The following is an 18,966-nucleotide window of genomic DNA, read 5'->3' as shown; positions in this document are numbered from 1 at the left end:
TCAAATATGAAATGACCCATCTGCTTTTTAATATGTTATGTTGACTCCGTTAATCTAGTAAGTTCTTCCATCAGAACTAATCCGTGATTATAAATAGGATCTTTTGCTCCGTACAACAGGGTAACCTTTTCTTTAGCAGCGATATCGAGAATTTGCTTCATTAGATGCTGCTTTTCTTCATTACTGCTAAGCTCATGAAGGTACTTTAATCGAAAATCCTCAAAACGTTCTGGTATATGGCAAAACTCTTTGCGCAGTTCAGGACTCGGAGCCACCTCCTTTAACCAATGCGACAACTTCGCCTTCTCCTTAGAAATCCCCCGCGGCCACAAGCGGTCAATCAGTATCCTGCACCCATCAGTCTCATCATAAGGCTCATAAACTCGTTTAAGAAAAATAGTATCCATCCAATCACCTCACAAATATGTACCTTTCACGCGGACAGTGTCCACGAATGGTGTCAGGCACCATTAACAACACCGCCAACATCATAATCAAATTAGTCTTCGTCCTTCACATCGATGCTTTCTGGAATGGGTTCGCTTAGGATTTCGTCGATGAGTTGTTTGTACTTTTCCAGTTGTTTTAAGTGGGTAGCGAATTGTTCCCTATAGATCATGTACTGCTCTCCATCAAATAGTGCGCGAATTTTTTTTTGTTGAATTAAGCTTTTAACAGTTGCCTCTGGCACTGATAGATATTCTGCTGTTTCTTTTATAGTCAGGTACAATGTGATTACTCCTCTTTTAACAAATTAATTTGGTGAACCACCCGTCCCGATCTCCCCTTCGTTGTGACTGCTTGAGAAGCTGAATTAAGGATGGCCTCTTCTGCTGCTTCCGCTGCCGCTGTAAAAAGCTGATTCATAATGGGATGATCTTCACGGATCTGGGAACGAGTTTCCATTTTATCATCCAGGAAGTGGGGAATTTTATGTGCGGTGGAAAAGGCGATGACAATATCCCCACTGCCATGACTAAAATGGCTGCCTGTTCGGCCGAGACCAATTCCACACCGTTTGGCCAAGCGCTGCAGCTGCCGATCACTTAACGGGGCATCTGTTGCCATAACCATAATAATCGAGCCATCTGCCGTTTCCGATAATCCTTTTACCGCTGAATAGCGGTATCTTTGCAGTTCTTCCTTTTTCCCAAAATTACTAAGTGCAAGGCAGCCAATGGTATATTCCTCAACGACTCGCGAGGAGGATCCAATCCCGCCTTTATAGCCAAAGCAAATCATTCCCTTGCCAGCACCAACTGCCCCCTCCTCCACTTGAAGGTCAGACGCATTCTTAATGGCCTCAATGGCATGCTCTGGTTTAACAGGAAAAAGACGAATAGAATTTAAGTAGCTATCGTTGCATTCCCCCACTACGATGTTAATCGTCCCTGTCGTGTCGCCAATTTCCTGATTTTCAGCAAGCATGTACTCCAGTACTCCCTGCGTCACGGCCGGTACGGCGAAGGTATTCGTTAACATGATGGGGGATTCGAGTAATCCTAGTTCATTCAGCTGGACAAGACCGGTCGTTTTTCCAAAGCCATTGATCACGTAGCTTGCCGCGGTTACTTTTTCCTTAAATAAATTACCTTTATGAGGAATGATTGCCGTTACACCTGTACAAGCATATTCTACCCCAGTCTCGTTTAGAGGGTAGTCAAGTGTTACGTGTCCCACCATCACATCTGCAACATCCGTAATACAGTTTTTTTTGCCAGTTTCAAGCCTTCCCACAATCATTCCTTGTTCCCTAACCTTCATCGTCTCCCCCCTGGCCGATGGTCTAAAAAGTTTTGATAAGCAAACCCCCGCACGGTTTCTTCATTGTAATATTTTAAAAGTTCATTAATAAGATTTTGGCTTTTCGATGCGTCTTCTAAATTTGTAATAAAAGTCGAAATACCATCAAAATCCGATCCCAAACCAATTTGTTTGACCCCGCCTAAGGAGCAAAAATGGTCAATATGTTTCACAAGATCCGAAATCGTCACTTCTCCTGATTCCTTTGTAAAAGGGGGATGGTACACAACATGAATCAAACCGCCTTTAGCAAACATTGCCTGGGCCTGGTTATCAGTTAAATTACGCGGATGATGGCAAAGGGTGCGAGCATTGGAGTGACTGGCGATAGGATAGTCAGCGAGTTCGATAACCTCCCAAATTCCCTTATCGCTAAGGTGGGAGACATCCGTGAAAATTTGGTGTTCGTTATTAAACTTAACAATTTCTTTTCCAAACAACGTCAGACCCGCGCCTCGCGGTTCACCTGCACCATCAGCAGCAAGGTTCGCCTGATTCCAAGTCAGGCCCACCGAACGAACCCCAAGCCGGTATAGAATATGGAGTTTCGCTAAATCATTACCAATGGCATCGACACCTTCAAGCGTTAACATCGCACCAATCTGGCCAACGTTTAGTCGCTCAAAGTCAGACCATTCTTTGATATGAATCATATCTGGATTTTTTCCTAGCACTTCTTTATAAAAATAATCGATTTGCTCGAGGGCAATCTGAAATTTCTGATCTCCTTTAATATCCGGTTCAATAAAAATAGCAAAGCACTGGACTTTTACTTGGCCTTGCTGCAATCGCCATTTATTCGTCTGGAGTTCTTTCGCATCCGCATATCGCAATGCCCCTTGTGCCTCTTGGAGTTTTAGTAAGGCATCACAATGCAAGTCAATGATATTCATAGGTCAAAAACTCCTTTTTATATGATTTTATCATATTAGAAATGCAGAAGCGCCCTGGTCAGCGGCGTATGGCCTGGAGCGCTCCAACTGAGATAAAGTGAAACTTCAATCAGCGAGCGATTTTCTCGCTGATTGTTAGTTGAACCGATCGGGTTCTTACGGGCAGTTGAGAATCTACTGCCCGTTAAACGCGATAAAGGAAACACGAAGAGCCGGAGGCGCATTCGTGCTTGACTTATCGTAGGGCGGAGCGCGAAGGACACTAGCCGCTAGGGCGCTGGAGCTGGACAATTCTCAAAAATGAAATTTATAAATTATTATATAGTTAAAAAAGGGCCCGGTGAAAGAATTCCCTGCCCCTCATAGTATCATATTAATTCGGACATTTGTTTGATTCTCGGTAGCACTTTGTCCCAAATCTCGGCACTTGCATCTCTATAAATTTGCCCATCCGTCATTGCTGAAAAATCCCCTTGTAAAATATGTAGAGTGGTGTTACCGTTTTTTTCAGCCAACTCGAAGGTAATTCCATCTTCTTCTGTTACCTGAGGTCTTTCAGAACTTCGCACATCAAATACAGTGAAGCGAAGCAATTTGTGTTCGTCAACAGCTGTTACATTCCCTTCAACGATCACCTCACCGTCCTGCCCTTTCCAGAGTACGGGACTTCCCAGTTCCCATGTTGATTCTAGGTAGAACTGCGGCCCTCCGCTAGAAAACTCTAACGCCCACTGTCGATTGCGTTCACCTATAGTAATAGCATCCCACACCCTTGAAGCTGGTGCATGAATTTCGATGATTTTGTCCACAAATAGTTTTGTCATAGTTTCCTCCCAAAATGGTGTATTTTGCTAACTCTATTATACTTCACTCATAATTCCCCTTACAATTTTGGACAAAAAGTGCACTAAAAAATCGGCATGTATGAACATCTGCCGATTTAATCTTAATATTTTCATTGGGACACTTTGTATCCGGGAGTTATTTATTCCCACTGCAATAGAGTAGAAAATGTTTATCCGGCAATTGTAGAATTACCATGTAATTTTGTAGAATGAGTCCTTTGTTTTGTAGAATTCTTCCTTAGTTTTGTAGAATTACCTCTTTAATTTGTAGAATTGTTCCTAAGTTTTGTAGAATTACCCCATAATTCGTAGAACTGCCACTGATGTCTAATCAAAATGGATGCCACCTTGCATTAACTTTTCATAATCGTCCCTTGTATCAATATCAAGAAAGTCTACACCAGTTTCATAATTTAGTAGTACACCCTTTTGTTTTTGAAGAAGCCTTCTGGCTCCCTCATCACCTTTAAGCTTTAGCAATTCGGGAAAGAGAGCTGGTGAAAAGATAATTGGCGGTCTTGGAACACCTTGATAACAGGCTGCCAAAAACGGAATAGAATTTCCACCTTTACTGTGCAGGCCGTATTGAACAATCAGTTCATTTATCAGCTTTACACTTAAAAATGGCTGGTCTGCGAGGAGTACCATCACACCCCTAGGCTCCCATTCCTTTGCAGCATGCATCCCGCAGCGTAACGAATGGGCCTGACCGTTTATAGCATCCAGACAGGAAACAGAAGTCCACCTATGACTCTTTTCAGGCTGCCATAACGCAGCATCTATCCAGTTAAGGGAGTCCTCTTTTCTTGTTACAACGATAATATGTGCAAGGTTCGAGTTAATCGCATTTTCTAATGCCAAATTGCCAATGGTTGTCGTGCCTAGGGGGAGGGCCAGCTTATTAACGGTCATTCGCCGACTCATGCCTGCTGCTAAAAAGACAGCAATAATTCCGTTATCTTTCAAAGATTCACCACTTCCTCAGGACTTTTCAAGCGCTGGCCTTTAGCCTACTTTTATATATAGTTGTTGGGAGAGGGTGTTATGTCAGATTTTCATTTTGAAGCTATAAAGCAACCGATTTTTGCTCGACTACTTGTTTTTTAATAAAAAAGCGCTGGACAAAATGTCCGTTTAACGAGGCCAGCACCTGTTGAAAGAGCATGCCGACTACGACGGGAACGGCTACAGCGGCAGGAAAAAAGGAGACAGCCAAAACAGCACCAGCACTAATATTTCTCATCCCGCCAGTAAAGGTCAGGGTGACAATCGTCTCCTGATCCCTTTTCATAAAACGACCCAAAAGGAACGAAAATAAGTAACCTGTCAAGGCAATGAAAAAGACAACGAGGACAATACTTACTAGTTTAAGATTAATATTTTTTAAGTACGGAGCAACAACTGCTCCATTCAGCATGACAACAATCCCCAAGCAAATCTTTGAAAAAGGAGCAAGGCGTACCCCTAATTGCTTGTTAATTCTACCTTTAGTATTTTGGTTTAAAACCATCCCAATCAATGATGGAATTACCACCATTCCCAACATCCCTTTCATAATACTAAAGAAATCCATTTCAACTTTTTGACCAATAAATAATGATAGCGAAAATGGAACAATAACGGGTGAGAGAAAAGTATCAATTAGGATGAGCGACAAGACTAACGGGATATTTCCTTTATAGATGGAAACCCAAATAAAACTCGTCACACCTGTTGGAATAACCATTGCTAAGACAAGTCCAGTAATGGTGTAAACATCATGAGAAAAAGTGATATGTCCGATCCCCCAAGCCCAAATGGGCATAATGATATGTAAAATCACCATCCCCATAATAATCGGAAATGGATGCAAGATAACATTTTTTAAAGAATGAAAATTTGAACTCAAACTGCCTGCGAAGGTCATAAAGGCAAATAACCAGGGAATTAAAAAGGAGAAATCTTTTAAATAGGTACTAAGCAGAACACCTAGTACAACACCAACAGGAGTAATCAGTGGCATAATTTTTTCAAGTTTTTTATTTATCTTTTGCAGCATGTAAGACTCTCCCATTAATTTATATATTTTTCTATTTCATTGATCCATTTACGGTAGCCCTGATCTGTTAAATGAAGACCATCTCTTGTTTCAGCTTGTGGTAACACATTTCCCTCTGAATAGATACTATACAAATCAATATATGTACATCCATTCATTTTGGCAATTTCCTTGATCTCTTTATTAACACGGATGATTTTATCTGAAAAACCTAATGGGAATTTTACCATTGCAGTATTAACGGGAAGAATGCTTTGAACATAAACCTTGGTTTTAGGTGATTTTCCCCGAATATCGGTAATTATTTTGCTGTAGTTATCGATGAGCGTCTTCTCAGGAACTCCTTGAATTAAATCATTTATGCCTATCATGAGAAATAATTGATCGGGTTTATTTTGGATAACTGGATCCAATCTCCATAATACATCACTCGTTTTGTTTCTTCTGATGCCATGATTAATCGTAATGGCATTAGGAAAGTATTCATTCCATTTTCCATACGCAGTAATACTGTCACCTAAAAACACAATTACTTTTTCAAGAATCGGTGATTCCTTTTCCTGTGCATGTATAGGTTGTATTATAAAAGTTTCTATCGGCTTATAAAAAACCGTAAGTAACAGGATAAGGCAAAGTAAATACATCCAAAATTTTTTATTCATTACGTGCTCTCCTCTATCGTAAGATACTATTTATTATCTTAACGTAACACTTTCAAATTTATAAGGTATTCCAAACAAATTGTCTAATTCTTTTTCAAAAAATTTCCGCTAACAACTACATCTTAAGTCGCAGGAAAAAATAAATCTCTAGTACATCGAGAAAAGATAGAGGATTTATTATCCTATATATAGAAAGTTAGGAAGAAAAAGGAGATGCTATGTAAAATGAAAAGGATTCTATTTCTTTTATTGGTGATAACCGGCTTATATATTGCGTTTAATTATGCTTCTGTCGTTGAGGTATTTAAATCAGATGATGGCGGGTCGAGTGAGCAGCAGGCAGCTATTTCTAAGGTCACTGACGTAATTAAAGTAGATGTATCTAGTGGCAATACGACCATTATTCCCGAAGATCGTCCCAATTTAAAGGCAAGTTACGTTGGCAAGCAAAAATTAACCGTTAATGAAAATGGCAATGCAATTAAAATAAATCTAAAAGGAAAAGGTTGGAACTGGTTCAATTGGTGGCCCTCGAAAAAATCAAAACTTACCATTTATATTCCTAAGGATTATGAACAGAATATGACGATTGACTTAGGCTCAGGAAATCTAAACTTTTTTGGACCATCTATAGAAAAACCGATGAAATTAGAGGACCTAACGATTGATATAGGCTCAGGAAATATGAATCTTCAAAATTTGTCTGTAACGCATTTAAAGCATGATGTTTCCTCTGGCAATGTAAGAATAGATTCTCTTAAAGCAAAAACAAGCGTCATCGATGTCAGTTCCGGTAATTTCACCATCAAACACTATACAGGTGCGCTAGAAGCGGATATTGCATCTGGCAGGCTCAATGTTCAAATGGATAAGTTACTCGCTCCAATTAAACTAGATGTTAGCTCTGGCAATGTGGGGCTTGATTTACCGGATGATGCTGATTTCTCACTTAATGGAGATGTTAGTAGTGGTAATCTCTCATGCGATTTTCCTTTAGTTTCAAAAAAACTAAGCAAGAAAAATATTCATGGTACACATGGAACAGGTAAATATACGATTGACCTTGATGTGGCCAGTGGTAACATTAACATTGATTAAATATGAAACAGCGCATGGATAGAATATAATCCATGCGCTGTTTTGTCTTTGCTGTAATTGTACAACAACCAAAGTAACCAATCAGACCAAAATATCATACCGTATATTGCCTTGTGTTTTTTATTTTGGAAGGAGAGTTATGCATGTACTACAACCCTTTTCATTATCCTGTTATTCCCCCCATTCCGCCCTATCCATCCTATATAGGCAATAACCCTACCCCACGAATGTATCCACCCGTAGATATTAAAATATTCGAGAGCTCTGTTAAATCATTTCGTTTCTTAATGGAACAAGGAAGCATCCTGTTAGATCGCTTAGGCAATGTTGAATTCTCCCGCAGAGTAATGAGTGCCGCTCAGCAAGGAAACAATGCTGAAGTAGATCGTTTAATTAAATCGATAGGTTTGAAAGTCCCTGTCATGACGAGGTTTACCCCCACCGGCGTCAATTTCGTACTTACGACACAACTAACCCAGCATCAGCCGACGAACTGCTGCACTTTAACAGTGGCGATGAAGTGGGGTCAATAGAACAAAAAAACATTTACCCTTATTTTTTAAACCCTGCAGATCTTTGATTAATCTGCAGGGTTTTTTTGATGATTTCCTACTATGTTTATAGGGAGGTAAGGTGTACAATGGAAATTATATTTTAATAAGTTCAGAGGACAAAAGGGGTAAAGCAACTTTGGGGGAAACTGCAAATAACTATAACGAACAATCATTATATAGTATTACTTGGCCGCTTTTTATTGAGCTGGCTCTTCATATGGGAATAGGTATTATAGCTACATTTATGCTAGGCCACTATTCGGATTCAGCAGCAGCTGGAGTGGGTGTGGCTAATCAATTATTAAATATCTTTATTTTAGTATTTACCGTAACTTCCATCGGAGCGACTGTTTTAATTAGTCAGAACCTCGGAGCAGGACGCATGAAAAAGACGAGACAGCTGTCACAGTCAGTATTCGGGTTAAACTTTTGGTTTGGTATCGTAGTGGCAGTTGTTATTTTTCTTTTTGGACAGCAGCTATTAAGCTTATTTGACGTGAGTGGAAAAGTATATGATTATGCTCTGACATTTGTTCGCATTTGTGGCTTATCCCTCTTTTTCGAATCCATTTCGCTAGCGCTAAGTGCCGTCCTGCGGAGTCATGGGTATACAAAAGAATCCATGGTGATAACAGTGGTCATGGACCTTATCAGTATTGGCGGAAATATCATGGCGATTTCTGGAATTTTCGGCTTACCGATTACAGGCGTCACTGGGGTGTCCTGGGCAATCGTAATTGCACGTGCCTATGCCGTCTGTGCGTTAATGTATCTTGTCTATAATCGGCTGTCTTTAAAGCTGACCATTAGCGATATTTTCCATTCAAAAAAAGAAGATATCAAAGGCTTGCTTGCCATTGGAATTCCTTCAGCTGGTGAAAATCTATCCTATCAATTATCCCAATTGATTATTACTAGCTTTGTCGTTTCTATGGGGACTGCCTCTCTTGCTGCCCGGGTATATATTTTAAACATTAATATGATTTGTTTCTTATTTACCCTGGCAATCGCTCAAGGAACGCAGCTATTAGTGGCTCGTTATATTGGCGGAAGACAGTTTGATCGGGCACTTAAACGCGGCATTCAAACCTTAAAAATTGCCATGATTGCTTCTACACTAACATCATTAATTATTGCACTAATTGGGTCGCCTATTTTAGAGACGTTTACAAATGACCCAAGTATCATTGCGATTGGTCTTCCCGTATTATGGGCGATTGTCTTTGTTGAACCAGGCCGAGCGATGAATATTGTTCTAATGGGATCGCTTAAATCCGCAGGCGATGTTCGTTTCCCTGTCATTATTGGCATGTTATCGATGTGGGGCATTGCCGTCTCTCTCAGCTATTTGCTTGGTGTTCACTACGGGTTTGGACTTCTAGGAGTTTGGCTCGCCCAAGGGGCTGATGAGTGGCTGCGAGGCTGCTTTGCATTAAGGCGCTGGCTCATGAAGCCTTGGGAACGGTTAAGAATAAGTAAAGCAGATGTCTCGTTATAAGAGGTATTCAAACTATATTAAAAAAGGTGGGATCCAAGACAACAACTTGGATCCCACCTTTTTCATGTCGTTTTTGAAAGATATTTTTCCATTTCACTAGCAGGAATGGGTTTGCTAAAGAGGTAACCTTGACCAATTTTACACTTATTTCTTTTTAAAAAGAAAAGCTGTTCATCTGTCTCAATTCCCTCGGCAATGACGGTAAAGTTCATGTTCAACCCCATATCAATAATGGTTTTTACCATAAGCCCATGATTGGAATGGTAAAGAATATCATCTACGAAGGATTTATCAATTTTTATCTTATCGATTGGTAAATGTTTTAAATAACTTAATGAAGAATAACCTGTGCCAAAATCATCAATTGAAAGCAGGACACCGCGCTCCTTCAATTGATTTAAGATAATCGTTGAATTCTCTAAGTTCTGCATAATACTTTCTGTAATTTCTAACTCTAACTGGTTGGCACACAGTCCAACTTCCTCTAGTATAGTTGAAATATATTCAATTAAGTGGTCATCCTCAAATTGACGGACAGAAATATTAACAGCAATTGACACATCTTTAGAAAGTCCGGCTGCCTGCCATTCTTTTCTTTGCTTACATGCCTCCCATAACACCCATTTTCCAATCGGGACAATTAATCCGGTTTCCTCTGCAAGTGGAATGAATTCCGCAGGAGAAATAATGCCATGGACCGGATGCTCCCATCGAAGTAATGCCTCTATTCCAACTAATTCACCGGTTGCAAGGGAAACTTGTGGTTGATAATAAAGCATTAATTGATTTTGCTCCAATGCTCTTCTTAGTCCATTTTCAAGTTCCATTTTTCTAACTGAAATTCCATTTAGATTGGAAGAATAGAATCGAAAGTTATTTTTTCCCCGATCCTTCGCTTGATACATAGCATTGTCTGCATTTTTTATTAAGGTTTCCTCATCCAACCCATCAGTTGGATATAAACTAATTCCAATACTCGGAGTAACATAAAATTCCTGGTCATTCACCTCTAAAGGCTTGGAGAATTCATATAAAAGACGTTGAGCAATCAATGTGACACGTTCTTTATCAATGTCCTCTAATAAAATAATAAACTCGTCCCCACCCTGCCGGGAAACAAACCCTTCATTTTCAACCGTTTTTGCTAAGCGTTGTGCAACTTTTTGAAGAATAAGATCCCCAACTGTATGACCCTTCGTATCATTAATAATTTTAAACCTGTCTAAATCTAAAAATAAAACGGCAAGCATTTGATGCCCATGAAGTCGATTTAAGACTTTGTTGAGATGATTCCTAAACTGATTACGGTTAGGCAGGCTTGTCAATGTATCGTGATATGCCATATGCTGGATAGTTTTTTCTGCCATTTTTCTCTCGGTAATATCCCGGCCAGCCACTTGAACCGCATTTCTTCCTTCATAATAAATAGAGGCAGAAGCCATTTCTACATCGATTGACTCCCCATTAAGTTGTTTTACCTTAAATTCAAGTCTAATGATTTCATCACGATTGTGTCCGCCCGTCTTTCTAAACACTTCAATAATTTCTTTTGGGACAAACTTTAATGGCGATTGTCCAATCAATTCCCCCGGATGATTGGCCCCAACCAATTTACTGCCCGCTTCATTGATATATTCAATTTTATCTTGGCTGACAACAGCGATAATATCAGGAGACATTTCTACCAAAGTACGGTAGCGGTCTTCACTTTCTTTACGGTCCGTAATATCAAACAAGACACTATTAAAATCAACAAAGTTTCCCTTGCTATCAAGGGTTGGAAAACCCCTATCCTGAATCCACCTGACTTCGCCATCGGGACGAATAATACGATACTCACTTGTAACCGTTTCTCCTCGTTCCAATCTCCTTGCTCTATCAGATAAAATAGGTTGATCCTCTGGATAAATCACCTTTTTCCAAAGGTCCAAATCCTTGTAAAAATCAATAGAGGAATAGCCATATAACTTTTCAATTCCTGGCGTAATTAATAACTTATCGGATTTTAAGTCATGAGACCAGATAGCAACATCAAGCGTATCAAAGATATTCTTTAATTTCAGTTTGTTTTGACTGAATTCTTCATCCGTTTTTCTCATTTCTTTAATCGTTATGTATAAGAGTGGAAATATTCCAATCAGAATCACAATAGAGGCATACTTCACGAACATGGTGACAGGAAAAAGTTTAGAAACCACCGTATCAATAAACACAATAAAGACGAGTAGACTAAAAATTAGTTTCAATTGTAGTTCCTTGTTTAATTTTTTTGGTCTCATCGATTAGTCACCTTTTTCCATCATTAGTTCAAGCTATTATCCTATAAAATTTAAAGGTATATTAAAAATAACAAAAATCGACAAAATTAACAATCGTATGTTTTGTTCGATTGTAAACGGTTACTTTTTTTAAGCAAAAAGAACGAACAAATGCCGTTCAATAGTTTGCCATAACATTTCTAACAAAATGTGAACTTATCACTATGTCTATGTTATTAAAGGTAGAAATGAAATATAGTATAACCATAAAGAACAAAACAAAAAACGAAGGGCGGAATCATTTATGTTTAATAAATTTTTAAGAGAAAATAAAATTGCTTCTTATATTCTAACAGTCTTACGGGTATACCTTGGCTACTCTTGGTTTACAGCAGGTTTAGGAAAATTAACAAGCGGCGGCTTTGACGCTTCTGGATTTTTAAAAGGAGCGATCGCTAACCCAGTAAAAGGTCCAGATGGCGCGATTGTGTTTGGATGGTATGTTGATTTCTTAAAACACTTTGCATTACCAAACGTTGATATCTTTAACGTAGTCGTCCCTGTCGGTGAAACATTAATCGGTTTAGGCTTACTCTTAGGCTGCTTAACTACAACTGCCATGTTCTTTGGCCTAGTGATGAACTTCAGCTTCTTCTTAGCAGGAACGGTATCTCATAACCCTAGAGACATTTTCTTAGGCTTCATCATCTTAACTGCAGGTTACAACGCAGGTAAAATCGGATTAGACCGCTGGGTTATTCCTTTCATTAGCAAGGTTAGCAAAAAAGAAACAGATTCTAACAAACATAAAGTTAATGCTTAATTGTACCTCCAGTATAAAAGACGATTCGGAAAAACCGAATCGTCTTTTTCATTACTTGTTTTTAACAATTATTTCAATAAATACACTCGTGTTTCATACGGTTTTAAGGTAATATCTCGCAGTAATTTTTGATTAGATTCAGGATAGTTCGTTAGGACTAACTCTGAAAAAGAATACTTCAAACTTCCTGGAATGTGCATCCTAGTAGGCTTGTTACTAAAGTTATTAATCACTAACGCGGTTTGCCGGCCCATCTTACGTGTATAAACAAAAAGCTTAGGATGATTGGCTAATAATAATTCATACGTACCATAAACAAAGACAGGATTTTCTTTTCGTAAACGAATCAATTTTTTATAAAAAGATAATATCGAGTCGGGATCCCGGATTTGCTTCTCAACATTTACTTCACTTACATTGGGGTTTACACCAATCCATGAGCGCTCAGCTGCTGTAAACCCACCCATTCTTGAGCCATCCCATTGCATGGGTGTCCGCGCATTATCCCTTCCTTTTTTCCAAATTACATTCATAATTTCGTCATGTGAACTGCCTTTAGCCGTTTCAATCCAGTAGTAATTAATCATTCCAACATCGTTATACTCATCTATCGTTTTAAATTGGACGTTGGTCATCCCAATTTCCTGACCTTGGTAAATAAAAGGAGTTCCCTTCATTAAGAAGTATAGGGCAGCAAGCATTTTGGCACTTTCTTTCCAATACCGTTTGTCATCTCCCCAGGTAGAAACCCGGCGTGGCTGGTCATGGTTTTCAATAAATAGCGCATTCCAGCCTCGACCTTCCAACCCTGTCTGCCACCTAGTTAACACCTTTTTTAATTGACGGACATCAATAACTCCTTCTGCATCCTTATCCCATAAATCTAAAAACTCAAATTGGAAAATCATATTGAAATAACCATTCTCTTCGCCGACCCACTTATCGGCATCCTTGATCCCTACTCCATTGGCCTCGCCAACAGTCATGATGTCATACTTTTTAAATGTCTGTTGAGCCAGCTCCTGCAGCCACTCGTCAATTCCTTCCACATTCATCATATAGGGAAAACAAGGGACATGTGGTAAGTTTATCGGATTAGGCATATCCGGGAGTCCTGGTTTCTTTTTGATATGTGAAATCGCGTCGACCCGAAAACCATCAATTCCTTTATCCAGCCACCAATTAACCATCTCATACAAGGCTTCTCGTACGTTTGGATTTTCCCAATTCAAATCTGGCTGACGGGCTGAGAAGATATGCATAAAATATTGTTCTGTTTTTTCATCGTATTTCCAAGCAGGACCGCTAAAAATAGATTCCCAGTTATTTGGTTCTTTTCCTTCTTTTCCGTCTCTCCAAATGTACCAATCACGCTTGGGATTATCATTGGAGGAACGAGATTCAAGAAACCACGGATGTTCGTCACTTGTATGGTTAATGACTAAATCCAAGATGATTTTCATATCGCGTTGATGAACTTCTCTAAGCAGTTCATCAAAATCTGCCATTGTACCAAATTCATCCATAATGTCCTGATAATCAGAAATATCATAGCCATTATCATCGTTAGGTGATTTATACATAGGCGACAGCCAAATGACATCTATTCCTAACTCTTTTAAGTAATCTAATTTAGATGTTACTCCTTTTAAGTCACCTATTCCGTCCCCATTACTGTCCATAAAGCTGCGGGGATAAACCTGATAGGCAACGGCCTCTTTCCACCATAATTTCTTCATAGTTCAATCCTCACTGACTCAATTTGATGTTGATGTTCCACAGTTTATCTAATGCTGTTTTTTCTACATGATTTCCGTTCGATCAGCTTTGTAGGGATAGTGATCCGTTTCGGCAAAGTTTCAGGATTTTCAATTTTTTCAATTAAACATTGGGTAGCCACATGACCTAATTGAAAAGTGCCAATATCCACTGAAGTGATTGGAGGGTTTGAGTGCTCCGATAACGAGAGGTTATTGAAGCTGATTATTGAAATATCTTTTGGTACTTTTATATTTAGTTTTTGAAGATGACTGATCATTTCATAGGCTAGTAAATCATCCTGGGTAACAATTGCAGTCGGCGGGACATCCATTGACATGAGAGAAAGGATTGACCGAACTCCTTTTTCATTGACCACCTTTTCTTCGACAAGATATTCCTCTTTAATGGGTAAGCCAGCTTCCATTAATGCGGTTTTGTAACCATTCATCCGATCAATCGTCACCACAAAATCTGTATTGATTCCAATATATGCTATATGTTTATGCCCTAGCTCAATCAAATAATTCGTAACTTGTTTCGTAATAAAAATATTATCATTGTCTACATACGTAATTCTTTCCTCATTCACACTAGGTCTCCCCACAACGGTGAAGGGAAACTCTGATTCATCCAAATACTTCATGGTTCTGTCATTTACACGAGAGTATAGGAGAACGATTCCATCAACGCGACGTCCATTTACCATGGACAGCACTTCTTCGTAAATTTCCTCTTCAGTAGAACCAGTAGAAAGATAAATACCGTACTTACTTTCGTGGGCTTTCATGCTGATCCCTCTTAAGACTTCAGGGAAAAATGGATTTCTAAAGGCTTGGTAGGCAGAATTAGGCATGATTACGCCAATGGTTTGCGTGCTTTTTACTACTAAGCTTCGGGCTTGTAAATTAGGATAGTAACCTAATTTCTCCATAACTTCTTTCACACGTTTCTTTGTTTTTTCACTTATTCGAGGGTTATCAGCAATCACTCTTGACACCGTTGAAGGTGCTACATTCGCTTCCCTGGCCACATCCTTAATTGTTACCACCATTTTTTCCCCCTAATACCAAACTTGCTTATATCTTGAATCCTATTTATATAAATATAAGTATAGCTTTTTTATTTAACAGCACCCTCGGAAATTCCTTTAATAATTTCTCTTTGTGCAAAAAAGTACGCAATGATTACAGGAATAATCGCAATCGTTAAACCTGCCAGTGCCAAATGCCATTGCTTTGTGTATTCTCCAAAGAAGAAAAACATCTTTAATGGAATGGTTTCCATCCCCTCTTGGTTGATTACTAATGATGGCAGTAAATAGTCATTCCAGATCCAAATTGTATTTAAAATAGCCACTGTGACTGTAATCGGCTTTAACATTGGAAAGATGATATGCCAAAATATTTGAAAACGATTCGCCCCATCAATGGTTGCTGCTTCATCAAGTGTTTTCGGAATCCCGCTTAATGTACCGTGATACAAGAAGATCGATAAACTTGTTCCAAAGCCAAGATACATAAAAATAATACCGAAGCGATTTAATAATTCCATTTTTCCAAAGATTGTTACAAGTGGAATCATAACTGATTGAAATGGAATCAGCATGGCAGCCACAAACAGAAAGAAAATGATGGTACTCACCTTGCCCTTATTTCTTGAAAGGGCATAGGCTGCCATGGACGAAAATATTACAATGACAACTACACTGACAACCGTAATAAGGAGGGAGTTCAAAAATGTTTGAACAAATTCCAGCTGTGTAAATGCTTCAATATAGTTATCAAAATTCAATGCCGCCGGCAGTTTTAATGTATCTGTAAACATTTCTCTTTTCGTCTTAAGGGAGTTTACGATCATTAAATAGAAAGGCGAAAGCCACAAGAGACCTAATACTATACCGAGAATTTCAACAGACCATTTATTTCTTTGCCTCATTACATTTCAACCTCCCTTTTCTTATTGATGTAAACTTGTGTTAACGAAATGACGGCCACAATGATAAAGAAAATAACAGCTTTTGCTTGAGCATAGGCCATTTCACTTTCTCCAAAGGCTGTTTTAAATATTTCCATTGCCACCATTTGGGTTGAATTGTATGGACCACCCGCTGTCAGCGATAAATTTTGGTCGTAGAGCTTAAACGTATTGGATAAAGTTAAAAACAGACTAACGGTAAATGCAGGTGCGACTAGCGGAAAGATAATAAACCTAAGGCGTTGGAACGAACTTGCTCCATCAATTTCTGCTGCCTCAACAAGTTCAGTAGGCACCCCTTCTAAATAGGAGATATAAATAATCATGATATAACCAGCCATCTGCCAGCTCATTAAAATGACTAATCCCCAGAAACCTGTCTCTGTTGTAGACAGCCATCCTTCTAAACTCTCTATTCCAAATACATTTCCAATCCCAGCGAATACTTTTGTAAAAATGAACTGCCAAATAAATCCAAGGATAAGCCCGCCAATAAGGTTTGGCATGAAAAAGATGGTTCTTAAAAACTTACTGCTTTTAATTTTTGACGTAACAATTAGTGCTAATGCCAGTCCAAAGAAATTGATAAGGATAATAGATACGACTGAAAATTTAACGGTAAACCACAAAGAATCTAGAAATTCCTTATCTTTAAACACATTAATATAGTTTTCAAAGCCGATAAAGCTGCCCACTTCAATACCGTTCCAGTCCGTAAAGGAATAGTAAACTCCATAAACTAAAGGAATGATCACTACCATTGACAAAGCTAAAAGAACGGGAGCAAGAAACAGCCAGTATGATAGATTCTTTGTACGCAACATGTTTGAACCTCCAATGTAATAATCTTGTGTTTTAATGAGAGAAAATGGGCTGGCCAATAAAGACATACCTAGCCCCTGGTTTTAGTCCGACAAGTACGTGATTATAGAAGTTTAAAGATTACTCTTGTTTTTCCTTCACGTAAATGGCTGCTCTTGGTGTTTTACAATGATGTTCGACCACAGTGTGCTGTTTTATGAACCAGCCCCTTGTCTCTCAGTTAATTTAGAAATGGGTCCTCACTTTTACAAGCTGGACCCATTCTGAGTTCATAAAATTTATTTATTTCTTGCCTTTTCCCATTCGTCTTGTGCAGTTTTCACTACTTCATCCCATTTTGCTTCTTTACTCAAATATTTTTGAATTTGAACGCCCAGTTGATTTTCTCCCCAGCCAGTTGGGTAGCCCATGAAGGTCCATCCAATCGTCTTTCCAGCTTGTGAATATTGATAGATTTCTTTTGATAGTGGATCACTTATCTTGGAAGCATCAAAACCATCGTAAGCAGGAATAAACTTAAAGTCGTTAATTACGATTTCTTTACCGGCATCAGAAGTGTATAACCAATCTAAGAATTTCTTTGATTCAGCAATTGTATTTTTGTCTTTATTGCTATTTACGCCCCAATACATTGGAATACCTACAGGAACGGCATCTTCTTTGTAACCTTCAACAGGGATTGGTAATAAACCAATACCATTTGCAGCAAACTCCTCATCTATGCCTGCAATGGAACCGTAAGCCCAGTTACCTTGTTGAATCATCGCTACTTTTTGAAGTGAGAAGAGTTCTTCTACTTGTTTAGCATAGTCAAGACTAACAGTTGGTTGGACAGAATAGTTGTTTTGTAAATCAAGAACCTTTTTAAAGGCATCACCATATTTGAAGTCAACTTTTTTTGCATTATAGGAATTCAATACATTGTTATCAAATTCAGGTGCAAGGAAAGTATTGGATAAGTGTAAGCCTGTTACCCATTTTTCTTTACCAGGTAATGCGAACACTGCCTCAAGACCAAGGTCTTTCTTCTTAGAGTCAAGAGTTTTTACAGCATTTTCAAGATCTGCATAGGTTTTGATTGTTGTTGGGTCAATTCCCGCTTTTTTGAAAACATTTTTATTATAGATAAAGCCATAGCCTTCTTGGTTGTATGGCAATCCAAGTACTTTTCCGTCTTTTGTTACACCATCAAGTGTACCTTTTAGTGCTGCTTTAGACGCTTCTGTATCTGAAAGATCCGCTAATTTCTTTTGCCAATCTTCCACGTCTTGCGGTCCGCCAATGTTGTAAATTGCAGGTTCTTTACCAGATGCAAACTTAGATTTTAAAGCAGCGCCATAATCTTCTCCGCCGCCCACTGTCGTGATATTGATATTTACACCTTTATGGTCAGACTCATATTTCTTCGCAGCTTCTTCAAATTGCTTTTTGAATTCAACTTTGAATTGAAAAACATCAATTGTTACATTGCCTTTTGCATCTTCCTTAGAATTGCCTTTTTCAGCGTTCCCACAACCCGTTAAAAGAAGGCTTAAGGAAAGAACCCCTGCACCAATTCCGGAAAATAACTTTTTCTTATTCATGATTAACCCCCAAATTTTAGATATTTTTTAAATCTAAAAGCTTGTGCAATATGGTCTTTACTCCTTGATTCAACAATGGCTGTTCTTTTTGGTTCGCTTGCGCAATCGTTTGCGCAAAGGAATAAAAAAACATTTTGCTGATCATCACTTACTCTAGGAATATCTCAATCTGCGCTAGACACGGAGAAAACGTTTGCACAAAATAGCAGAAAAACTGTAAAAAATGATTACTTTCATTACATTATCTTTTATACTTTACAGTTAAAATCTACTAAAACCTCCTATTCTGGTTATGTATCGTTAGTGAAACCGTTTGCACTAATCGATAGAGTTATCGTATCACTTTTAAAATGA

At 38.7% G+C, this 18,966-nt stretch carries 18 protein-coding genes; 4 read left to right on the top strand and 14 right to left on the bottom strand.

Features of this window, described 5'->3' with window-relative positions:
• Positions 1-35 precede the first annotated feature (35 nt).
• The 8 genes from AC4E8C_RS04590 to AC4E8C_RS04555 all read right to left on the bottom strand — a co-directional run bounded on the left by AC4E8C_RS04590 (position 36) and on the right by AC4E8C_RS04555 (position 6,241).
• The gene (locus AC4E8C_RS04590; protein ID WP_490210633.1) at positions 36-407 is read right to left on the bottom strand and encodes a DUF488 domain-containing protein; all 372 of its coding nucleotides are present in this window, start codon (positions 405-407) and stop codon (positions 36-38) included.
• Positions 408-499: 92 nt separating this feature from the next.
• Positions 500-730: an excisionase family DNA-binding protein gene (locus AC4E8C_RS04585; protein WP_490210632.1), complete on the bottom strand. Its 231-nt coding sequence runs from the start codon at positions 728-730 to the stop codon at positions 500-502.
• Positions 731-735: 5 nt separating this feature from the next.
• The gene (locus tag AC4E8C_RS04580) at positions 736-1,764 is read right to left on the bottom strand and encodes a DmpA family aminopeptidase (protein WP_490210630.1); all 1,029 of its coding nucleotides are present in this window, start codon (positions 1,762-1,764) and stop codon (positions 736-738) included.
• Positions 1,761-2,696, bottom strand: a complete 936-nt coding sequence (locus AC4E8C_RS04575) for a dipeptidase (protein ID WP_490210628.1) — start codon at positions 2,694-2,696, stop codon at positions 1,761-1,763. Before AC4E8C_RS04575 ends, AC4E8C_RS04580 begins: the two co-directional genes overlap by 4 nt.
• A 368-nt stretch (positions 2,697-3,064) precedes the next feature.
• Positions 3,065-3,520: an SRPBCC family protein gene (locus AC4E8C_RS04570; protein WP_490210627.1), complete on the bottom strand. Its 456-nt coding sequence runs from the start codon at positions 3,518-3,520 to the stop codon at positions 3,065-3,067.
• Between the two features lie 348 nt (positions 3,521-3,868).
• The gene (locus tag AC4E8C_RS04565; protein ID WP_490210625.1) at positions 3,869-4,507 is read right to left on the bottom strand and encodes an NTP transferase domain-containing protein; all 639 of its coding nucleotides are present in this window, start codon (positions 4,505-4,507) and stop codon (positions 3,869-3,871) included.
• A 100-nt stretch (positions 4,508-4,607) separates the two neighbouring features.
• Entirely contained in the window at positions 4,608-5,579 is a 972-nt protein-coding gene (locus tag AC4E8C_RS04560; RefSeq protein WP_490210623.1) for a bile acid:sodium symporter family protein, read from the bottom strand.
• Between the two features lie 14 nt (positions 5,580-5,593).
• Positions 5,594-6,241 (bottom strand): GDSL-type esterase/lipase family protein, encoded by a 648-nt coding sequence (locus AC4E8C_RS04555; RefSeq protein WP_490210621.1) that lies wholly within the window; start codon positions 6,239-6,241, stop codon positions 5,594-5,596.
• Positions 6,242-6,466: 225 nt separating this feature from the next.
• On the opposite strand from AC4E8C_RS04555, the gene liaG reads away from it, so the two are divergent.
• From liaG to AC4E8C_RS04540, 3 genes are all read left to right on the top strand, one after another.
• The gene (gene liaG, locus AC4E8C_RS04550; protein ID WP_490210620.1) at positions 6,467-7,339 is read left to right on the top strand and encodes a LiaG family protein; all 873 of its coding nucleotides are present in this window, start codon (positions 6,467-6,469) and stop codon (positions 7,337-7,339) included.
• A 143-nt stretch (positions 7,340-7,482) separates the two neighbouring features.
• Complete coding sequence (locus AC4E8C_RS04545; protein WP_490210618.1) at positions 7,483-7,872, top strand: YuzC family spore coat inner layer protein; 390 nt, start codon at positions 7,483-7,485, stop codon at positions 7,870-7,872.
• 157 nt (positions 7,873-8,029) lie between these two features.
• Positions 8,030-9,391: an MATE family efflux transporter gene (locus AC4E8C_RS04540; protein ID WP_490210616.1), complete on the top strand. Its 1,362-nt coding sequence runs from the start codon at positions 8,030-8,032 to the stop codon at positions 9,389-9,391.
• A 62-nt stretch (positions 9,392-9,453) separates the two neighbouring features.
• Here AC4E8C_RS04540 and AC4E8C_RS04535 read toward each other — a convergent pair whose 3' ends face one another.
• Positions 9,454-11,670 (bottom strand): EAL domain-containing protein, encoded by a 2,217-nt coding sequence (locus AC4E8C_RS04535; RefSeq protein WP_490210614.1) that lies wholly within the window; start codon positions 11,668-11,670, stop codon positions 9,454-9,456.
• 283 nt (positions 11,671-11,953) lie between these two features.
• On the opposite strand from AC4E8C_RS04535, the gene AC4E8C_RS04530 reads away from it, so the two are divergent.
• Positions 11,954-12,472 (top strand): DoxX family membrane protein, encoded by a 519-nt coding sequence (locus tag AC4E8C_RS04530; protein ID WP_490210612.1) that lies wholly within the window; start codon positions 11,954-11,956, stop codon positions 12,470-12,472.
• 68 nt (positions 12,473-12,540) lie between these two features.
• Here the strand turns inward: AC4E8C_RS04530 and AC4E8C_RS04525 are convergent, their stop codons facing one another.
• The 5 genes from AC4E8C_RS04525 to AC4E8C_RS04505 form a co-directional block, all read right to left on the bottom strand.
• Entirely contained in the window at positions 12,541-14,211 is a 1,671-nt protein-coding gene (locus AC4E8C_RS04525) for a glycoside hydrolase family 13 protein (RefSeq protein ID WP_490210611.1), read from the bottom strand.
• 44 nt (positions 14,212-14,255) lie between these two features.
• Positions 14,256-15,284, bottom strand: coding sequence for a LacI family DNA-binding transcriptional regulator (locus AC4E8C_RS04520; protein WP_490210609.1), 1,029 nt, complete (start codon positions 15,282-15,284; stop codon positions 14,256-14,258).
• 68 nt (positions 15,285-15,352) lie between these two features.
• Complete coding sequence (locus AC4E8C_RS04515; protein WP_490210607.1) at positions 15,353-16,168, bottom strand: carbohydrate ABC transporter permease; 816 nt, start codon at positions 16,166-16,168, stop codon at positions 15,353-15,355.
• Complete coding sequence (locus tag AC4E8C_RS04510; protein WP_490212470.1) at positions 16,168-17,028, bottom strand: carbohydrate ABC transporter permease; 861 nt, start codon at positions 17,026-17,028, stop codon at positions 16,168-16,170. The genes AC4E8C_RS04515 and AC4E8C_RS04510 overlap by 1 nt, the downstream gene beginning before the upstream one ends.
• Positions 17,029-17,307: 279 nt before the next feature.
• Entirely contained in the window at positions 17,308-18,612 is a 1,305-nt protein-coding gene (locus AC4E8C_RS04505) for an ABC transporter substrate-binding protein (RefSeq protein ID WP_490210605.1), read from the bottom strand.
• Positions 18,613-18,966: the final 354 nt, after the last annotated feature.

This window comes from Neobacillus sp. SRL179 (assembly GCF_984799095.1).
The sequence above is the reverse complement of the archived record's forward strand: the minus strand, read 5'-3'. Positions and strand labels throughout refer to the sequence as shown.

What these genes read in the sequence shown, in the direction of transcription:
- AC4E8C_RS04590 (WP_490210633.1), bottom strand. Translation starts at nt 407, where the DNA reads ATGGATACTATTTTTCTTAAACGAGTTTATGAGCCTTATGATGAGACT.
- AC4E8C_RS04580 (WP_490210630.1), bottom strand. Translation starts at nt 1,764, where the DNA reads ATGAAGGTTAGGGAACAAGGAATGATTGTGGGAAGGCTTGAAACTGGC.
- AC4E8C_RS04575 (WP_490210628.1), bottom strand. Translation starts at nt 2,696, where the DNA reads ATGAATATCATTGACTTGCATTGTGATGCCTTACTAAAACTCCAAGAG.
- AC4E8C_RS04570 (WP_490210627.1), bottom strand. Translation starts at nt 3,520, where the DNA reads ATGACAAAACTATTTGTGGACAAAATCATCGAAATTCATGCACCAGCT.
- AC4E8C_RS04560 (WP_490210623.1), bottom strand. Translation starts at nt 5,579, where the DNA reads ATGCTGCAAAAGATAAATAAAAAACTTGAAAAAATTATGCCACTGATT.
- AC4E8C_RS04555 (WP_490210621.1), bottom strand. Translation starts at nt 6,241, where the DNA reads ATGAATAAAAAATTTTGGATGTATTTACTTTGCCTTATCCTGTTACTT.
- liaG (WP_490210620.1), top strand. Translation starts at nt 6,467, where the DNA reads ATGAAAAGGATTCTATTTCTTTTATTGGTGATAACCGGCTTATATATT.
- AC4E8C_RS04545 (WP_490210618.1), top strand. Translation starts at nt 7,483, where the DNA reads ATGTACTACAACCCTTTTCATTATCCTGTTATTCCCCCCATTCCGCCC.
- AC4E8C_RS04535 (WP_490210614.1), bottom strand. Translation starts at nt 11,670, where the DNA reads ATGAGACCAAAAAAATTAAACAAGGAACTACAATTGAAACTAATTTTT.
- AC4E8C_RS04530 (WP_490210612.1), top strand. Translation starts at nt 11,954, where the DNA reads ATGTTTAATAAATTTTTAAGAGAAAATAAAATTGCTTCTTATATTCTA.
- AC4E8C_RS04525 (WP_490210611.1), bottom strand. Translation starts at nt 14,211, where the DNA reads ATGAAGAAATTATGGTGGAAAGAGGCCGTTGCCTATCAGGTTTATCCC.
- AC4E8C_RS04520 (WP_490210609.1), bottom strand. Translation starts at nt 15,284, where the DNA reads ATGGTGGTAACAATTAAGGATGTGGCCAGGGAAGCGAATGTAGCACCT.
- AC4E8C_RS04515 (WP_490210607.1), bottom strand. Translation starts at nt 16,168, where the DNA reads ATGAGGCAAAGAAATAAATGGTCTGTTGAAATTCTCGGTATAGTATTA.
- AC4E8C_RS04505 (WP_490210605.1), bottom strand. Translation starts at nt 18,612, where the DNA reads ATGAATAAGAAAAAGTTATTTTCCGGAATTGGTGCAGGGGTTCTTTCC.